The following is a 17,634-nucleotide window of genomic DNA, read 5'->3' on the forward strand; positions in this document are numbered from 1 at the left end:
TTATCCCGTTCCGAGAACGTTCTCGCCTGCCCCACTGGCCTTCAGCTCCAACCGGCGGGCGTGCAGAACCGGCTCGGTATAGCCGTTCGGCTGGGCGCGGCCCTGCAGCACCAGATCACACGCGGCCTGGAAGGCGATCGAATTCTCGAAATCCGGGGCCATCGGCCGATAAAGCGGGTCGCCCTCGTTCTGCCGGTCGACGACCGCCGCCATGCGCTTCATCGTCTCCATCACCTGATCGCGCGTACAAACGCCATGATGCAGCCAATTGGCGATGTGCTGCGAGGAGATGCGCAGCGTGGCGCGATCCTCCATCAGGCCGACATCGTTGATGTCCGGCACTTTCGAGCAGCCGACACCCTGGTCGATCCAGCGCACGACATAACCCAGGATGCCCTGGGCGTTGTTGTCGAGTTCCTTCTGGATCTCTTCGGGCGTCCAGTTCGGCCGCAGGGCGACGGGGATCGACAGGATGTCGTCGAGCTTGGCCTTCGGGCGGTTTTTGAAACCTTCCTGCACGGCGTGCACATCGACCTTGTGGTAGTGCGTCGCATGCAGCGTCGCGGCTGTCGGCGACGGCACCCAGGCGGTGTTGGCGCCGGCCTTCGGGTGAGCGATCTTCTCAACCAGCATCGCCGCCATCAGGTCGGGCATCGCCCACATGCCCTTGCCGATCTGGGCATGACCGGCAAGCCCGCACTCCAGGCCGGTGTCGACATTCCACGCTTCATAGGCGGAAATCCACGCCGCCTGCTTCATGTCGCCCTTGCGGATCATCGGGCCGGCTTCCATCGAGGTGTGGATCTCGTCGCCGGTGCGGTCGAGGAAGCCGGTGTTGATGAAGACGACGCGTTCGCGGGCTGCACGGATGCATTCCTTGAGGTTGACCGTGGTGCGGCGTTCCTCATCCATGATGCCCATCTTCAGCGTGTTGGGCTGCATGCCGAGCGCCTGTTCGACGCGGCCGAAAAGCTCGACAGCGAACGACACCTCCTCCGGCCCGTGCATCTTCGGCTTGACGATATAGACCGAGCCTGTCCGCGAATTGGCGCGGCGGCCATTAGGGCCGACATCGTGCAGCGCGATCAGGCTGGTGATCATCGCGTCCATGATGCCTTCCGGAACCTCATTGCCGTCGCGGTCGAGGATCGCCGGGTTGGTCATCAGGTGGCCGACATTGCGCACCAGCATCAGCGAGCGGCCGGGCAGAGTCAGTTTGCTTCCGTCGGGTGCCGTATAGTCGCGGTCAGGATTGAGCTTGCGCGTGAACGTCTTGCCGCTCTTCGAGACCTCTTCCTCTAAATCGCCCTTCATCAGGCCGAGCCAGTTGCGGTAGACGGCGACCTTATCCTCGGCGTCGACCGCGGCGACCGAGTCCTCGCAGTCCTGGATGGTGGTAATGGCCGATTCCAGAATAACGTCTGAAATTCCAGCCTCGTCTTGGCTTCCGATGACGTGTTGATCATCAAGGATGATTTCGATGTGAAGGCCGTTTCTCGATAAGAGCAACGAAGACGGATTGTCGACGTCACCTAGGTACCCCGCGAATTGTGAGGGATCGCGCAACCCACCCTCCGAGGAGCCCGTCATCAGTCGAAACTGACCATCTTTAATTTGAGAACTGGTCATGTTTGACCAGCTGTCTGTCTTCAACGGCACGCTGTCATCTAAGAATGCTCGCGCCCACGCGATGACTTTCTCGCCGCGCTTGGGATTGTAGCCATTGCCCTTTTCGGCGCCGTCGGTCTCGGGAATGGCATCGGTGCCGTAGAGTGCATCATAGAGCGAACCCCAGCGCGCGTTGGCGGCATTCAGCGCATAACGGGCATTCATCACCGGCACGACGAGTTGCGGACCGGCGACGGTGGCGATCTCCGGATCGACGTTTTCGGTGGTGACCTTGAAATCCGGACCTTCGTCCAGCAGGTAGCCGATCTCCTTGAGGAAAGCCTTGTAGGCCGCCATGTCGGACGGCGCGCCATTTTCGCGATGCCAGGCGTCGATCTTCTCCTGAATCTCGTCGCGCTTTTCGAGCAGCGCCCGGTTCTTCGGAGCGAGGTCGCGAACGATCTTGGCGAAGCCGGCCCAGAACTCTGCGAGCTTGATGCCGGTGCCCGGCATCGCGCGCTTGTTGACGAAATCGTAGAGCCCGCGATCGACCTGCAACCCGCCGACTTCGATTCGATTTGCCATGTCCAAAGCTCCGTTATGGCGCCCCCACAGGCGCGTATCGTTTCGCGGGTTCGGTGCATAGAAAAACCCTTCCACTTCCAGCTCTGCGCTGACGGAAAGGTTCGTGACGCCGGTCTGAACCCTGATGAATCGGTTTGCGGTATCAATCTCGCGAACATCCCGCACCACGCTATCGGCCGTCGGAAGTGCGCCGCCTGCCAACGATGTCTCCGCACCGCGCGGGATAACCGGAACCCGCAGATTGTGGCAAATTCTCATCGCCGCCGCTACCTCCTCGGTGGTGCGAGGCAGAACCACGGCGAGCAGCGGACATCGGTACGCCGTCAAACGCGTCGCATTCATATGCCTGGGTTTCCTCCGGGTCCGAGACGATCGCGTCCGCGGGCAGGACGGTACTCAACGCGGCGACGATCTCGGGCTTATGGGCGATGATCGCGGCGTCGGGAACGGGCATGGCGATGCTGGACATTGGCTCAATTCCGTCTGACCGAAAGCAGTGAATAACCGGACGCTCCTTCGCGCTCGCCTTCATCGAAGGCACACGAGATGCGCAGGCTCGCGACAAGCAGACTCACGAGCATCACAGCTATTTCCCGCGCGCCGCGCGAGAATCCGGAGCGAAGGGGAAGCGCGATATTCGCTGCGGCGGCTCGCCCGCGATGACCTTGGCGCGTCGAACGGCTGAGACCGAATCCGGAGCGCACGCAGCCGGCCCTGAATCATCCGCAATAGATAATCTTGTCCTTCTCAAGTCGCGATATTTCATCGTCGCCGATGTTGAGGATTGAATTGAGGATGTGCTTCGTATGCTCCCCAAGCATGGGGGGGCTGATGGTGTACTCAATTTCTGTCTGAGAGAATTTGATCGGATTGGCCACGAGCGGCACGGTCTTGCCCGTGGTGTGGGGAAGATTGATCTGCAATTCGCGATGGACGACCTGCGGATGCACGAATGCCTGGTCGAGTCGGTTGATCGATGCGCATGGTACGCCGATGGGTTCGAGAAGCGCGATCCAGTGCTCGGTTGGTTCCTGGGCAAGGCGTTCGGCCACGATCGGGATCAGAGCGTCGCGGTTTTCCAAGCGATCCGTGTTTGTGGTGAAACGGGGGTCGTCGCAGAGCACTTGCAGCCGGGACGCCGTGCAGAACTTCCTGAACTGCTGGTCGTTCCCCACCGCAAGCACGAATGATCCGTTGCTCGATTTGAACACCTGATAGGGCACGATGTTCGGATGGGCGTTTCCATATCGGCGCGGCGGCTTCCCCGTGGTCAGATAGTTCAAGTTCTGGTTGGCCAGAGCGGCAAGCTGGACATCAAGAAGCGCCATGTCGATATGCTGGCCCTCGCCCGTCCGCTCGCGATGCAACAACGCCGACAGCACACCTGTTGCGCTATACATTCCAGTGAGGAGATCGGAAATCGGGACGCCGACCTTCTGAGGGCCGCCGCCGGGCTTGTCGTCCGCCTCGCCCGTGATGCTCATCAGCCCGGATATGGCTTGGATGGCCATGTCGTATCCGGCTACGTTTTTCATCGGGCCGGTCTGGCCGTATCCCGTAATGGAGCAGTACACGATGTCCGGCTTTATGAGCCGGAGCGCTTCATAGTCTAGCCCATACCGTTTCATGTCGCCGACTTTATAGTTCTCTATGAGAACGTCGGTCTTCCTGACCAGAGATCGAACGATGTCCGCGCCTGCTTGCGTGGCGATGTCCACGCAAATCGAGTGCTTGCCGCGATTGGCGCTCAGGAAGTAGGCACTCTCGGTTGTTCCATCAAGATGCGGTGGCCCCCAGTGGCGAGTGTCGTCGCCGGTGAACGGGCGTTCGATTTTCCAAACCGTCGCCCCTAGATCGGCCAAGAGCTGCCCGAGCCAAGGGCCCGCAAGAATCCTCGATAAATCGAGAATTTGGTATCCGCTTAACGGTCCTGCCATATCAACAACCCACATTCGAGATTAATAGCTTCTTTACAGAAGCTGTGGGTAATGCGTAACTGGAGTTACCAGATTGGTCAATCCAATTTTGGCGCCCACCCATCCGGGGCAATATCAAATCCACGTCGCAGACATTGACGAAACTGCGAATCTGGTCTATCCAAATTGGTCTACAACAAGGCCGCCGGGAGGGCGGCCTGCGATGCCCGCACTGGGGATCACGTTTAGGGAGGTTTTGCTGCATGGCGCGAATATCGCTCCAAAATGTCTCCAAGTCGTTTGGTGGCGACCAGGGCCCTTGGGCCGTTAATAAATTCTCCCTAGAGGTAGAAGACGGCGAGCTCGTTGTTTTTGTCGGTCCTTCGGGATGCGGAAAATCGACGACACTGCGGATGATCGCTGGCCTCGACGACACCACGTCGGGCACCATCACGATCGGCGGGCGGGATGTCACCGGTCTGCCACCGAAAGATCGCAATGTTGCGATGGTCTTTCAGAACTATGCGCTGTATCCGCAGAAGTCGGTCTACGACAACATGGCGTTCGGCCTACGGGTGCGCGGTGAAGCGAAGCAGGAGATCGACCGGCGCGTGAGGGCTGCAGCGGCCAGCCTAGACCTCGAATCCCTGCTCCACCGCAAACCGCGACAGCTGTCGGGCGGGCAGATGCAGCGTGTGGCACTCGGGCGTGCGCTCGTGCGGGACCCCGATGTTTTCCTTCTGGACGAGCCGCTTTCCAATCTGGATGCGAAGCTGCGCGTCAAGATGCGGGAAGAAATCGCGACGCTCCATGCCCGTCTCGGGGCAACGATGATCTTCGTGACACATGACCAGGTCGAAGCAATGACGCTTGGAGACCGTATCGTGATCATGCGCGATGGCCTGATCCAACAGGCTGGGAAGCCTCTCGAACTCTACGATCGGCCTGCAAACACGTTCGTAGCCGGGTTTATCGGTTCGCCCGAAATGAACCTGATCGACGGGCAGTTGTCCGACGCAAGCGGGCGGCTCGAGGTGCGATCGGGAGACCTTTCGGTAGGCATACCAGAAAAGACCTTCGCCAGGAGCGGACAGAACGTGACGCTTGGAATCCGGCCCGAGCACCTCGTCATCTCTAACGGCTCGCCGCTTGAGATGACCGTGAACTTGGTCGAGCAGATCGGAGCGCAGACTTATCTCATGGGCACGCTGGCCGGCCATAAGATGCGTGCCGTCCTCCAGCGTCGTGATGAAATCCGCGCCGGTGACAAACTCCCTATCGCCTTCCCGAGTGAGCGGCTTCACCTGTTCGACTCCATTAGCGGTGCGTCGCTGCGGATGGCGCAAACGGGCGGCAAAATCGGCGTAATGGAAAATGCGTAATGGCCCCCTGCGAGAGCGGCGGGTCAGGCTGATACTGCGCCCCTGGACCGTGGAGGGCGTCACCGGACTTCAGTAGGAGCTCTGTGTCGCGTCCTAACGATAGCACCTCTGGAGCGTCATAAAGGAGGGTCAACGCTATACTCGATACCGGCGACGTTAATTCTTGGCATTTGGCTTGAACTGACAAGTTAACAAGGGAGGAGCAGGAAATGAGCATTTACATTCCAGGTAGAGTGAGAATGGCGGTAGGCTTGTCCGGCATGACCCGCCGCAACTTTCTTAAATCCGCTGCCGCCGTCGGAGCAGCAAGCCTCGCGGCGCCTGCGGTGGTGCGGGCCCAGTCCGGCGTCACGCTTCGGTTTCTCAACAACGAAACTTCGGTCGCTAGTCAGGCAGCCCTGAAAAAAGCGTGCGACGACTACGAAAGCAAATTCGGCGTCAAGATAATCGTCGATTCGAGCCCCATTAGCGGCACGATGCAAAAAGTGATGGCGGCGGTCGCTGCCGGCCAGCCCTATGACATCATGACTTCCGGGTTCATCGCTGGAATCTTGGAGTATATTCACGCCGGCGCCATCGTCCCGGTGACCGACCTGGTCAAAAAGTATGACTGGGGCAAGAAGGCCGCATGGGAGTATCAAGGTGAGAACTGGTACTATCCGTTCGATTACAACCTCGTCGTAAATTATTACCGGAAAGACCTCTATGCCCAGAAAGGTCTGAAGATACCGGAGACGTGGGACGACTTCTTGAAGAACTGCCAAGCGCTTACAGTCGTTAATGGTGGAAATGTTGACGTCGGCGGCTGTGTCATACCTCTTGCAAGCGACAGCTCGACCAACTGGGCGAGCTTCGGCAATATGTTCGCCGAAGGCGCGGAGCTCTTTGACAAAGACTGGAATGTCGTTTTCGACCAGGGCGAGAACGCTGATCGTGCCACGCGCTTCTTGGATTTCTACGGCGAGTTGTACAAGACGATGCCGCCCGGCATGAACGCCGTGAGTTATGCTCAACTAATGAGTCTCTTCGCCACCGGAAAGGCGGCACACAGTGTCTATTCTGGTCGGTTGGTCGAAGCGCTTGAAGCGACTAACCCAGAACTCGCCGATAAGTACGGAATATTCCCCTCGCCTGGTAGTACCGGTCAAAAGGCACTTTCATATGCTTTTGACGGCTTCTGCGTAGGGAAGTCGAACCAAAGCGAGGAGGCGATTAAGTTCCTTCAGTGGTTTGCAGAAGAGCATTACGTCGATTGGCTGCTTTCAGCATGGATGAACAACCATCCGGCGCGCCTGGACATCTATGAGAACGAGCGTTGGAAGAGCCATCCCATGATCAAGAAGCATTGGAATACGATGATGACGATGAAGTCCTACATTGAAGGCGACAACATCAAGATCATGGCAATCGACACCAGCGGTCCTTCGATCGACATGCGTGCTTGTAACGTATTCATCGCGAATGTCATGCCGGAAATGCTCCAGCAGAAAGTCCTCGGCAACGCCTCGTCGGCTGATTGCGTCGCCGCGACTGCGCAACGCATTCGCTCCGTCATCTAACTGCAGATCGGGGCGGCCTCCGCTGCCGCCCCGATCGTTCGTTCAAGGGATGATTCTTATGGTTCAGGACCGGCGAATTGTTGCATTGTTTATTGGCAGTATCTCCTTGCTCGCATTTATTATTGGCGGCCCGTTGATTTACGCGGTTATGCTATCATTCTATTCGGCCCGTTCGTTTATGAGCGAACCCGAGTGGGTCGGCCTGAGCAACTACATCAAGGTATTGCAAGATCCTCTTTTCTGGAATTCGTTGACGAACGGCCTCACAATCGCGCTTTCGTCGATTGTCCTGCAGGTAGTTCTGGGCGTTGGAATAGCGATGGTGCTTAACAAGCGCTTTGTTGGCCAGACCATTGCACGTTCGATCGCTATTCTTCCCTACTTCCTGCCGACAGTTGTCGCCTGCCTAGTGGCCCAATGGATTCTCGAGCCAAACTACGGATTGGTAAAGACCGCTCTGGCATCCATCGGTGTTGGAATGCTCGATTGGAGTTCTCATGCCTTCACGGCCAAAGGCACAATCATACTCGTCAGTGTGTGGTTGTGGACACCTTTTGTCGTAACCTGCGTTCTAGCTGGTTTGCAGACGATCCCAACGCAACTTTACGAAGCTGCTCGCGTCGATGGCGCCGGTGCTTGGACGCAATTCTGGCACATCACGATACCAGGCTTACGCTCGGTTCTGATCGTGGTCATCCTTCTGCGTGGCATCTGGATGTTCAACAAGTTCGATCTGATATGGCTTTTGACAAAAGGCGGGCCGCTCAACCAGACAGAGACCTTGCCTACCTTAGCCTATCGGAAGTCGTTTATTGAGTACAACCTGGGCGGGGGCGCCGCTGTGGCAACGATCTCCTTCCTCCTGCTCTCAGGCGTCATTCTCATCTATCTGCGCCTGTTCCCCATCGATGATGCAAAGCAAGGGCGATAAGAAATGAAGAGCCATGTAGAGCGATTGCCCGTTGATTCCAGTCGCCAGATACCTGAGCGCGAACCGATTCGTCCGAGATCGTCGCTGCAACACGGGAGCAAGGTTCAGGAAAGCACTTTCTGGAAACCATTCAAAAAGCTATCGGCAAAAATTGCCCTTTATGCAACCGTACTCGTTATCTGTCTTTATTCACTCTTTCCGATATACTGGATGATCATTTCGAGCCTAAGGCCCGCGGAACGCCTTTTTCTCGATACATCTCTCGTTTTCTGGCCGCCGGACCTGACGTCTTACGTCTCCCTCTTCCGGCAGACGAATTATATCGTCAATTTTCTGAACAGCGCTCTGATGGCGGTTGCGACGATTACCGTCTCCCTCGTGCTGTCGGCATTTGTCGCTTACGGCGCCACCCGGCTGCGCTTTCGGGGCAAGACTATGCTCGTTGCATCGATGCTTTTTGCCTACATGTTCCCACCCCTCATGCTGGCCATCCCAATGGCGGCAGCTTTCCGAACGATCGGCCTCACCGACACACTGTGGGGGCTGTTGATCGCCCATCTCGCAATTTCGCTGCCGCTGGCGGTGTGGTTGCTCTGGGGTTTCTTCAAGTCAATGCCGTTTGACCTTGAGGAGGCTGCGATGGTTGACGGCTGTTCTCAGTTCGAAGCGTTCATCAAGGTCGTCTTGCCATTGTCCGCTCCCGGGCTCATCACTGTCGCCATCTTCTCGTTCCTTCTCTCTTGGGCCGACTATGTGTTCGCGCTGATACTTATTATGAGCGACCAAAGAAAGACGCTCCCCGTTGCTCTGCAGTCGTTGCTCGGCGCGCATGATTTGCGTTGGGGTGAAGTCTTGGCCGGCGCTTCGCTGATAGCTCTGCCTTTGTTTGTAATATTTATCTTTTGCTATCGGTACTTCGTCGCCGGGCTGTCAGCGGGTGCGGTGAAGGGATGATCCCGTCAAAAAGCGGCGGAAGATCGGTCGCGTTTTGATCTGGATTCCAAAAGCATCACCATCGGGAGAAGGTTTATGGCGAGCTACGACTATATTATCGTTGGTGCAGGTTCGGCCGGATGTGTTCTGGCAACTCGCCTGAGTGAAGACGCTAATGTGAGCGTATTGCTGATTGAGGCGGGCGGGGGGAAGTCGATGTTTGTCGATATGCCCGCCGGAATCAAGGTTCTCTATACGAGCGGTCGATACAACTGGCGGTTTTGGACTGAGCCGCAGCAACATCTAGACAATCGCCGGATCTATATCCCCAGAGGGAAGGTCATAGGAGGGTCGTCATCGATCAATTCCATGATCGCTATGCGCTGCAACCCGTGGGACTACGATTCGTGGGCGTCTCGGGGCATGCCTCAGTGGAGCTTTGCCGCGATGCTCCCCTATTTGCGCAGGATTGAGGATGCGAGCCTGGTCGCTGAACCTGATAATGGAACGCGTGGGCACACCGGGCCCATTAAGCTTTCCTACGGGCCACGGCGCCCGACCGCCCAGGCGTTTGTCGACAGCCTCCTCGCCGCCGGTTTACCAGAGAACCATGGATTCAATGGACCCTCGCAGATAGGCGCAGGTTTCTACGAACTTACGATAGCAAATGGAAAGCGGTCCGGCTCATTCAAGTACCTGGAACGCGCCAAGGGACGCCCGAACCTCACCATCCTCTCCAATAGTCATGTTCGTCGCATTAACGTTGAAAGAGGTGGTGCCCGTGGCATCGTCCTGGTCCAGAACGGCCGCGAGAAGACGATCAACTGCGATCGAGAGGTTCTGCTGACGGCAGGCGCGATCGGATCGCCGCAGCTTTTGATGCTGTCTGGTATTGGGCCTGCTGATCATATGAAGTCTTTCGGCATCAAACCCGTTCACGATCTTCCGGGCGTGGGCGAGAATCTTCAGGACCACCTGGACCTCGCGGTTCGCTTCGAGTCATCGCAACCGACGACGTTGACCCCCTATATGGGCCTCCTGAGGGGCGGCATGGCCGGCGCTCGGTATATTCTCAAAGGCGATGGTCCGGCCGCTTCGCAGGCCGTGGAGGCGGGAGCGTTTTGGGGCCCTGACCGATCATCTCCGTTGCCGGAGTGGCAGGCACACTTTGCCAACGTCCTCCGCAATCCGCCGGCCGGCGAGCGTATCGCTCACGGTTTCGCTGTTCGCGTATGTCAGCTCAGGCCACAAAGTCGCGGTACGGTAAGATTGCGAAGCGGAGACCCCGCCGTTCCACCGGCGATCGACCCGCGTCTTGCTTCCGAACGTGCAGACCTCGAGAGCCTGAGAGATGGCACGCGCGATATGTGCGATATGATGATGCGCGGACCACTCAAGAACTTCATAAAACGTCCGTTGGATGCGGAAGTGTTCGGCAATCTCTCCGAGCAGGAGGCTTTCCTGCGAGCGCGGGCCGAGACGGTGTATCACCCCGTAGGGACCTGTCGCATGGGCGCTGACGATGCATCGGTCGTGGACCCGAGCATGAAAGTCCGCGGTGTTGATGGTGTACGGGTGATCGACGGTTCGGTGATGCCAACGCTTCTAAGCGGCAATACGAACCTGCCGATTATGGCGATCGCCGAAAAAATCGCTGACGAACTCATCCACGGCGAAAGCGTTTCGCGTGATCACCCGATCGCTGGGGAGATGCTTGCGCACGGGCGCCACGCGCCCTCCTCCTGAAAGCCTCCGTTTATCGTCCGAGGAACGCTGTAGCGGTGCGAAAAGCGCCCAGGCTGTTTTCGCAAATTTTTTGAACTCGCAGGGTACGATGGCCGATTTTGATGTTGACTTGGCAGTAATTGGTGGTGGTTCAGGCGGGGTCCGCGCCGCACGGGTCGCTGCTAGCTATGGAGCCAAGGTCATCGTTGCTGAAGGAGATCGGGTCGGCGGCACCTGCGTTATCCGTGGCTGCGTACCAAAAAAGCTTATGGTCTACGCTTCAGATCTCCAGAAAGAGATCGGGAACGCGGCTGGCTTCGGATGGTCGGTCCCCCCAGCAAAATTCGATTGGGGAGTATTGACGGCAAACAGAAACAGGGAAGTCGCCCGTCTCGAGATGGCATATACGTCGACGATCGAACGTTCGGGAGCGCGCCTAGTGAAAGAGCGCGCAACGTTCCAAGACGCACGCACCTTGCGTCTTGCCAATGGGGAGACGGTGCGCGCTCGAAATATACTTATTGCCACTGGCAGCACGCCGAACCACGGGGAGGCAATACCTGGCATCGAGCATGTCATCTCGTCCGACAAGGTCTTTGAGCTTCGTGAACTGCCGCAGCGGATCCTAATTCAAGGAGGGGGCTACATTGCGGTTGAGTTCGCATGCATATTCGCCGGTCTCGGTTCGAAAGTGACCTTGGTTTGTCGCAGCGACAACATCCTGCGCGGTTTTGATGAAGACGTAAGGGCACATGTTCGTCGTGCTCTGGAGGAGCAGGGAATTCTGGTCGTCACCTCCTGCTGGATCAACAGGGTTGACAGGATTGACGAAAGCAGCGGGCTATTGAAAGCTAGTCTTTCAAACGCTGAACAGCTCGTCGCAGACCAAGTCATGTTTGCGATTGGACGAAAGCCCAACACGCAGGACCTAAATCTCCAGAATTCTGGCGTTGCGCTAAGCCCTGACAGCGGCGGCGTCGCGGTCAACGAGAACTCGCAGACCAATGTGCCCCATATCTACGCGGTCGGCGACGTGACAAACCGCGTAAACCTTACCCCTGTAGCGGTGCGCGAGGGCCAGGCCTTTGCAGATTCGGTATTTGGCGAGCGTCCCACGCAGGTCGACTATGCGGATATCCCGACTGCGGTTTTCTCGCGTCCGGAAGTCGGATCCGTTGGGCTATCAGAGGCACAAGCCTGTGCCCTGTTTGAAAGGGTGGACATCTACAAAACGGATTTTCGGCCCATGAAGGTCGCCCTCTCCCACAGCTCCGAACGAATGATGATGAAGCTCGTCGTAGATGCAGATTCCGGGAGGGTTGTCGGCTGCCATATTGTCGGATCAGGCGCGGCGGAGATCATCCAGGCAGTTGCGATTGCGATAAGAATGAAAGCCGTAAAGGAGGACTTTGATGCAACAATGGCTCTTCATCCAACAGCGGCGGAAGAACTTGTCACGATGCGGACACCGACCAAGCGCTGCGTTCGATAATGCATTTGTGTAGTCAGTCGGACTCTTCTTGCTTCACCTCAATGCGCTGGGAAGACCATGCTGAGGCGGTCGAACTTCGGTCTTAGGGGTGCTCGCAGCTCTCATCTTTGCTACCATGAAAGCTAATAACGGCTAATCACATGAACAGCCCCTCTAACCGCGTGTGGATAATAGTCAACGATGGATTCGAAGGCGTTGCGATAAGCTATTTGGACGTCTCAGCTGCTGGCAACTTCCAGCAGCCTTCAACTCATCCATTTTCACTCGTGAGAACAATTCGTCGATTTATCAGCAATTTATGTCGATCAGCATTCACGAGGACATATTAGCACATGCCTCTGTCGAGCCACGCATTTCCTAATCGAAGTGCTCTGAGTCAACCGCAGCACTCTGAATAGCCACAGGATCTCGGAGGCTCCATGTGCGGATGTATATGGACCCCGCCCAATTGCAACAGTCGGCTGGATCAGGATCGATGGTCACAACTGCTGATGTATATCCGGCTGCGTGATGCGGCTGGACAACGTCTTCGCCGCGAGCCTCGATGGGTTGATGGGTTTTCGCCGCTTCCACCTCAAAGCCCCGATGACATTGGTTAACGCCATGCCGGTCCACACATCAGGTTCTGGAAGCGACGGGGTGACCGTTTCGCCATCTCCTGCCATTGGCTGCAATTGGCGGGGTGGGACCTCCTTTAGTTATTGGCCGCTTCTATTCAGGCCGCCTTCACCGACAGCGCGGCCCCTTTGCGGAAGTCGACCGGCGTGCTCGCAACATAAACCGTCACGCCCGAAGGGATGCTTGAGTACGTTCAGCTGGCGTATCTGGTCTGGTCGGTGCAGGTGCGCCAGCGGACGCAGCTGATCGACGCTTTGCGCGGGCATCTTGCCGAACGCGGCATCATCGCACCACAAGGTCCGGCTCACCTGAAAACCTTAGCTGCCGCGATTGATGCCGCCGAACCAGCGATGCCCCAACTGGTCCTCGACCTTGGTCGCGTACCTCGAGCAGGTCGACCGGTTGAGCCGCGAAGATTGGAGAGCTGGAGAAATCCTTCGCCGTGAAGCCCCACGCGGGGAGGATACACCCACCTTCGGACCACGCCGGGAATTGGCCCGATCACGGCCATGGCGGTGGAAGCGTGTGCGCCCCCAATGGCGACCTTAAGCGAGGTCGCGACTATAGCGGTGGCGCAGTTCGGAGCGTGATCTGCTCCGAGAGCCATTGACTGAGAAAACTGGATATGCCAAATTGGTCAAACCAGATCGCGATGTTTTCCCAAACGATGCGCACCTGGATGGTTGGACGTCGAAAATCTCGAAGGAGGAAGCGCCGTGGCGAAGGAAAAGAGCGGCTACTATGGCACGCGAAGGAAATTCTGGTCGTGGGGATATGAAGGTGAAGATAACTCCCAGGACGAAATCCGTACCATGCGAGACCGCGTGGAGCAGCGGCTTGGGATTAAGGATATCGAAGTTCTCTCGGACCCGACCCTTGATGAGATTGAACTTTATCCGTCGCGCATAAAGATCCCGCGAACGCTGGAAGATTTCTGCACCACGGAAAAGTGGGACAGAGTTGTCCATACCTACGGTAAGGGTTTTAAGGACATGACCCTTATCTACCGGCGCGATTTCAAGAAGGCTCCGGACGTCGTGGCCTATCCGCGCGACGAAGAAGATATTGCCGCCATCTTCGACTGGTGTGGCGAAAACGGCTATGCATGCATACCGTATGGCGGTGGATCGAGCGTCACAGGAGGCTTCTGGGGTCCCGAGCGCGACGCCTTTCCCGGCGTGGTCGTTATTGACCTGGGCAACCTCAACCAGATTCTCGAAATCGACCCTGTGTCACGCTGCGCGCGGATCCAGGCAGGCATTCTCGGGCCGGCTCTGGAAGAACAACTGAAGCCGCACGGCCTCACCCTGCGCCATATTCCGCAATCGTGGGAATTCTCATCGCTGGGCGGCTGGATCGCAACCCGGTCGTCCGGTCACTATGCGACCCATCTCACGCATATCGACGACATGGTGGAAAGCCTGCGCGTCGTCACGCCAGCGGGGACGATCCAGAATCGCCGGCTGCCTGCCTCAGGTGCGGGACCAAATCCGGATCGCATGTTCATCGGGTCTGAAGGCACGATGGGCATCATCACTGATGCATGGATGCGTCTGCAGGGGCGTGTGAAATTCCGTGCGAATGCATCGATCTCCTTCAAGTCGTTCTATGAGGGTGCCAAGGCCGTCCGTCAAATCACCCAAGCGGGACTGTTCCCGGCGAACGCTCGCTATCTCGACGAGCAGGACGCCAAATTCTACGGCGCTGGAGACGGCACCGATTCCGTCTTGCTGCTGGGCTTCGAATCCGCCGACCATCCGGTGGACGCATGGCTGGAGCGTGGTCTCGAAATCTGCAAGGACTTCGGTGGCGTCGTGAAGCAGCGCGCGGGAACAGCAGACAACGCGCTGGAAACCAGCCGCAGCGGGCCGCAGGGTAACTGGCGGCACCAGTTCAGGTATCTGCCCCGGCTGATGCATACGCGCGCTGCGATGGGAATCGTGAGCTTCACGTTCGAAACCGCCTATACTTGGGATCGGTTCGAAGAAGTCGATACCGAGATCATGCGTCGCGTGCGAACGGCCCAGAAGGAACATCTTGGCGGTGGCATCGTCTGCCGCAGGTTCTCCTTCCTGTATCCGGACGGTCCGGCTCCATACTACTCGATCATGGCTCCTTCGACACATGCCAACAGCCTCGAAGCCTATTCGATGCTCCACGACGTGGCGTCGGACGCCCTAATAGAGCTCGGCGCCACCATCACGCACCATCATGCTGTCGGCAAATCGTTCCGTCCTTGGTACGACAAAGAAGTCGATCCGTTGTTCCGCCGTGTGCTGGCAGCCGCCAAGACCGAGCTGGACCCGAAGTGGATGTTGAATCCTGGGCTGATCGTCGACAAGCCCACAGGGCTCAAGATCGTCGGATAGGGGTTCTTCAGCGATGATTGATCTATACTTCTGGCCAACCCCCAACGGGTATAAAGCCGCTATAATGCTTGCAGAGCTGGACTTGGAGTACCGTGTTATTCCGGTTGATATAACCGCAGGAAAGCAATTTGAGCCGGAATTCCTGAAGATCAATCCAAACAACAAAGTGCCGGCCATCGTTGACCACGATGGCCCGCACAACAAGCCTTACGCTGTTTTTGAATCGGCGGTTGTTCTACTCTATCTTGCGGAAAAGTCCGGAAAGTTCCTTTCTCAGGACCCGGAAAAACGATACGATACGCTAAAGTGGCTTGTGTTTCAGAATACCACGATGGGCCCAATGCTGGGCCAAGCACATCATTTCATGGTGTATGCGACTGAGAAGATCGATTACGCCATCGAACGTTACGACCGGGAAGTTGGTCGAATATACAACATTCTCGAGAAGCGCCTTGCCGAATATGAATATCTCGCCGGCGAGTATTCTATCGCTGACATCAGCACATTCCCTTGGGTTCGCACGCGGAAATTGCATCGACGCGACCTGTCGGAGTACCCGAACATTGATCGTTGGTACCAGGCGATCAAAGACCGTCCGGGGGTTCGTGCGGGCATAGACACATTGTCCGACAGCAAGCAGTGGGAAGCGAAGCCGGGCACCGACGCTTGGAAGAATATGTTCGGAAAGAACGGCAGTTCGTAACAATCACACAAAATCCTCCCAGGCCTCAGGCGCGGCGGTCTATTCGTCGCGCCTGAGGCCGCGTAGGGGCAGTTGATGCAGGGCGGTCCCTATGGGGCTGGCGCAGGATCTTGGAAATTTTGCGCGGCCGAAATGCCGTTTGAAATCGCCCAATACGTGACCACGAACTCGGCTGATGGATCCACTATCTACTTGACAGCCAGTAAATTGGATGACCAAATTGGATATACCAATTGCCGCGCAGGCTATCAGGATTTGGGGAAATTGAGATGGATTTTTTGGCCGAGCTGCCTCGTCGCATTCATATGATCTTGGAGGAAGGGGCAACGTTCGGCGACTCCCGTATCGCCTTTACAGATGAAAACGGGATTGATTGGTCCTTCCGCCGGCTGATCGACACGGTCGCAGCTGTCTCTGATGAAATGCGACAACTCGGGGTTCGGCAGGGTGATCGGGTGATGATCATCTGCGAAAACTCGATCAGGGCTGTGGTTCTAATGTATGCAGCAAGCCGGTTGGATGCATGGGCGGTGCTAGCGAATGCCCGGCTCAGCAAGCATGAACTTGCCCTTATTGAAGAGGATTGCCAGCCGCGGCGTATATTTCGCACCGATTCCAACTTGTCTGCACAAAATGCGGACGACGGCAATGCTGATGTTCGGCTCTTTACTGATATCGGCGCCGTAACGGTTGGTCCGTTAAATGAGAACAGCCAGCCGGAAGAAGTTCACGAAGGATCCGCAGAGCAAGTCGCCGTTCTGATCTATACTACCGGGACCACGGGGCGCCCTAAGGGCGTCATGCTTAGCCATCGCAATTTGATTTTCGTCTCAAGCAGGGGAAGACGAACACAGTCTCTCGCTCCCGATGATGTCGCCCTGTGTGTCATGCCGATATCTCATTCGTACGGGCTCGTGTTGATGCAAGGCATGTTGTACGCTGGCGCGCGTATGAAAATTATGCCACGATTTTCACTACAGGAGGCCCTAGATGCTGTTCGCAGCGGAGAGTTGACGGTTTTCAACGCCGTTCCAGCCATGCTGACACGGGTGGTGGCACATGTTGAACAGACGGGCGAAAAGCTCACGCCAAATAACCTCCGGTACGTCTACACGGGCACCGCGCCGCTCGACCTGTCACTGCGTAAAAATGTCGAACGGCTGTTCGGCGTGGTCTTACAGAACGGATACGGATTGACTGAAACGTCGCCGACGATCAGCCGGTCTCACTATTCGATTGGCACCGACGACATCCATATTGGTCCACCGATAGAAGGGGTCGAGATCCGGATCGTCGGGCCTGACGGTCTCGATGTCCCAGAGGGAAAGCCGGGAGAATTGCTGGTCCGGGGCCCCAATGTGATGTTGGGATACTATCGCCAGCCGAAAGCGACCGCCGAAGTTATCGACGAGGATGGCTATCTTCACACAGGCGATATCGTCAGTCGCAACGAACGCGGCGAACTGGTTATTCAAGGCCGATCAAAGGAATTGATCATTCGCTCCGGCTTCAATGTCTATCCTCCGGAAGTCGAAGCCGCCCTGAATGCACATCCCAGCATTCTAAATTCCGCCGTGCTCGGACGTCCTGTTGAGGGAAATGAGGAAATTATTGCCTTCGTTGAAATGTTGCCTGAACGGCAGTGCGAGGTGGATGAGATTAAGTCCTTTCTGAAGAGCCGCCTTGCCCAGTATAAGCTGCCGCAACAGATTATCGTTATGCACGATTTGCCGGTCGCTCCGAATGGAAAGATAAAGAAGAACGACTTGAAGAAATATCTCTAGATAGTTTGAGCTGTCGGTTCGACACTTCC

12 protein-coding genes and 1 pseudogene are annotated in these 17,634 nt (G+C 56.9%); 10 read left to right on the top strand and 3 right to left on the bottom strand.

The window, feature by feature from the left end; all coding sequences use genetic code 11:
- The 3 genes and pseudogenes from H5P29_RS32145 to H5P29_RS32155 form a co-directional block, all read right to left on the bottom strand.
- Nucleotides 1–2,193, bottom strand: coding sequence for a malate synthase G (locus tag H5P29_RS32145; protein ID WP_093037335.1), 2,193 nt, complete (start codon nucleotides 2,191–2,193; stop codon nucleotides 1–3).
- Nucleotides 2,194–2,238: 45 nt separating this feature from the next.
- Nucleotides 2,239–2,662, bottom strand: a pseudogene (locus H5P29_RS32150) (FAD-binding oxidoreductase); the annotation flags it as partial.
- 250 nt (nucleotides 2,663–2,912) lie between these two features.
- Nucleotides 2,913–4,130 (bottom strand): CaiB/BaiF CoA-transferase family protein, encoded by a 1,218-nt coding sequence (locus tag H5P29_RS32155; RefSeq protein ID WP_093037338.1) that lies wholly within the window; start codon nucleotides 4,128–4,130, stop codon nucleotides 2,913–2,915.
- A gap of 242 nt (nucleotides 4,131–4,372) precedes the next feature.
- On the opposite strand from H5P29_RS32155, the gene H5P29_RS32160 reads away from it, so the two are divergent.
- The 10 genes from H5P29_RS32160 to H5P29_RS32205 all read left to right on the top strand — a co-directional run bounded on the left by H5P29_RS32160 (nucleotide 4,373) and on the right by H5P29_RS32205 (nucleotide 17,605).
- Nucleotides 4,373–5,491, top strand: a complete 1,119-nt coding sequence (locus tag H5P29_RS32160) for an ABC transporter ATP-binding protein (RefSeq protein WP_093037028.1) — start codon at nucleotides 4,373–4,375, stop codon at nucleotides 5,489–5,491.
- A gap of 209 nt (nucleotides 5,492–5,700) precedes the next feature.
- The gene (locus H5P29_RS32165; protein WP_154386605.1) at nucleotides 5,701–7,050 is read left to right on the top strand and encodes an ABC transporter substrate-binding protein; all 1,350 of its coding nucleotides are present in this window, start codon (nucleotides 5,701–5,703) and stop codon (nucleotides 7,048–7,050) included.
- A 58-nt stretch (nucleotides 7,051–7,108) separates the two neighbouring features.
- Nucleotides 7,109–7,981, top strand: coding sequence for a carbohydrate ABC transporter permease (locus H5P29_RS32170; protein WP_093037034.1), 873 nt, complete (start codon nucleotides 7,109–7,111; stop codon nucleotides 7,979–7,981).
- Nucleotides 7,982–7,984: 3 nt separating this feature from the next.
- A complete protein-coding gene (locus H5P29_RS32175; protein ID WP_093037037.1) occupies nucleotides 7,985–8,935 on the top strand; it encodes a carbohydrate ABC transporter permease in 951 nt (316 codons plus the stop codon).
- Nucleotides 8,936–9,010: 75 nt separating this feature from the next.
- Nucleotides 9,011–10,660 carry a GMC family oxidoreductase gene (locus tag H5P29_RS32180; RefSeq protein ID WP_093037040.1) on the top strand — a complete coding sequence of 550 codons (1,650 nt, stop codon included), beginning with the start codon at nucleotides 9,011–9,013 and terminating at the stop codon, nucleotides 10,658–10,660.
- Between the two features lie 88 nt (nucleotides 10,661–10,748).
- Nucleotides 10,749–12,131 carry a glutathione-disulfide reductase gene (gorA, locus tag H5P29_RS32185; protein WP_093037043.1) on the top strand — a complete coding sequence of 461 codons (1,383 nt, stop codon included), beginning with the start codon at nucleotides 10,749–10,751 and terminating at the stop codon, nucleotides 12,129–12,131.
- A 797-nt stretch (nucleotides 12,132–12,928) separates the two neighbouring features.
- Nucleotides 12,929–13,195: a hypothetical protein gene (locus tag H5P29_RS32190; protein ID WP_139274565.1), complete on the top strand. Its 267-nt coding sequence runs from the start codon at nucleotides 12,929–12,931 to the stop codon at nucleotides 13,193–13,195.
- A gap of 270 nt (nucleotides 13,196–13,465) precedes the next feature.
- Nucleotides 13,466–15,118 carry an FAD-binding oxidoreductase gene (locus tag H5P29_RS32195; protein ID WP_093037046.1) on the top strand — a complete coding sequence of 551 codons (1,653 nt, stop codon included), beginning with the start codon at nucleotides 13,466–13,468 and terminating at the stop codon, nucleotides 15,116–15,118.
- Between the two features lie 13 nt (nucleotides 15,119–15,131).
- Entirely contained in the window at nucleotides 15,132–15,821 is a 690-nt protein-coding gene (locus tag H5P29_RS32200) for a glutathione S-transferase N-terminal domain-containing protein (protein ID WP_093037049.1), read from the top strand.
- 269 nt (nucleotides 15,822–16,090) lie between these two features.
- Nucleotides 16,091–17,605, top strand: a complete 1,515-nt coding sequence (locus tag H5P29_RS32205) for a class I adenylate-forming enzyme family protein (protein ID WP_093037052.1) — start codon at nucleotides 16,091–16,093, stop codon at nucleotides 17,603–17,605.
- The last annotated feature ends 29 nt before the right edge of the window (nucleotides 17,606–17,634 follow it).

This window comes from Aminobacter sp. MDW-2 (assembly GCF_014250155.1).
In the GTDB taxonomy this organism is placed as follows: domain Bacteria; phylum Pseudomonadota; class Alphaproteobacteria; order Rhizobiales; family Rhizobiaceae; genus Aminobacter; species Aminobacter ciceronei.

Excerpts from the sequence above, each read along its gene's own strand:
- H5P29_RS32145 (WP_093037335.1), bottom strand. The coding sequence starts at position 2,193 with ATGGCAAATCGAATCGAAGTCGGCGGGTTGCAGGTCGATCGCGGGCTC.
- H5P29_RS32155 (WP_093037338.1), bottom strand. The coding sequence starts at position 4,130 with ATGGCAGGACCGTTAAGCGGATACCAAATTCTCGATTTATCGAGGATT.
- H5P29_RS32160 (WP_093037028.1), top strand. The coding sequence starts at position 4,373 with ATGGCGCGAATATCGCTCCAAAATGTCTCCAAGTCGTTTGGTGGCGAC.
- H5P29_RS32165 (WP_154386605.1), top strand. The coding sequence starts at position 5,701 with ATGAGCATTTACATTCCAGGTAGAGTGAGAATGGCGGTAGGCTTGTCC.
- H5P29_RS32170 (WP_093037034.1), top strand. The coding sequence starts at position 7,109 with ATGGTTCAGGACCGGCGAATTGTTGCATTGTTTATTGGCAGTATCTCC.
- H5P29_RS32175 (WP_093037037.1), top strand. The coding sequence starts at position 7,985 with ATGAAGAGCCATGTAGAGCGATTGCCCGTTGATTCCAGTCGCCAGATA.
- H5P29_RS32180 (WP_093037040.1), top strand. The coding sequence starts at position 9,011 with ATGGCGAGCTACGACTATATTATCGTTGGTGCAGGTTCGGCCGGATGT.
- gorA (WP_093037043.1), top strand. The coding sequence starts at position 10,749 with ATGGCCGATTTTGATGTTGACTTGGCAGTAATTGGTGGTGGTTCAGGC.
- H5P29_RS32190 (WP_139274565.1), top strand. The coding sequence starts at position 12,929 with ATGCTTGAGTACGTTCAGCTGGCGTATCTGGTCTGGTCGGTGCAGGTG.
- H5P29_RS32200 (WP_093037049.1), top strand. The coding sequence starts at position 15,132 with ATGATTGATCTATACTTCTGGCCAACCCCCAACGGGTATAAAGCCGCT.
- H5P29_RS32205 (WP_093037052.1), top strand. The coding sequence starts at position 16,091 with ATGGATTTTTTGGCCGAGCTGCCTCGTCGCATTCATATGATCTTGGAG.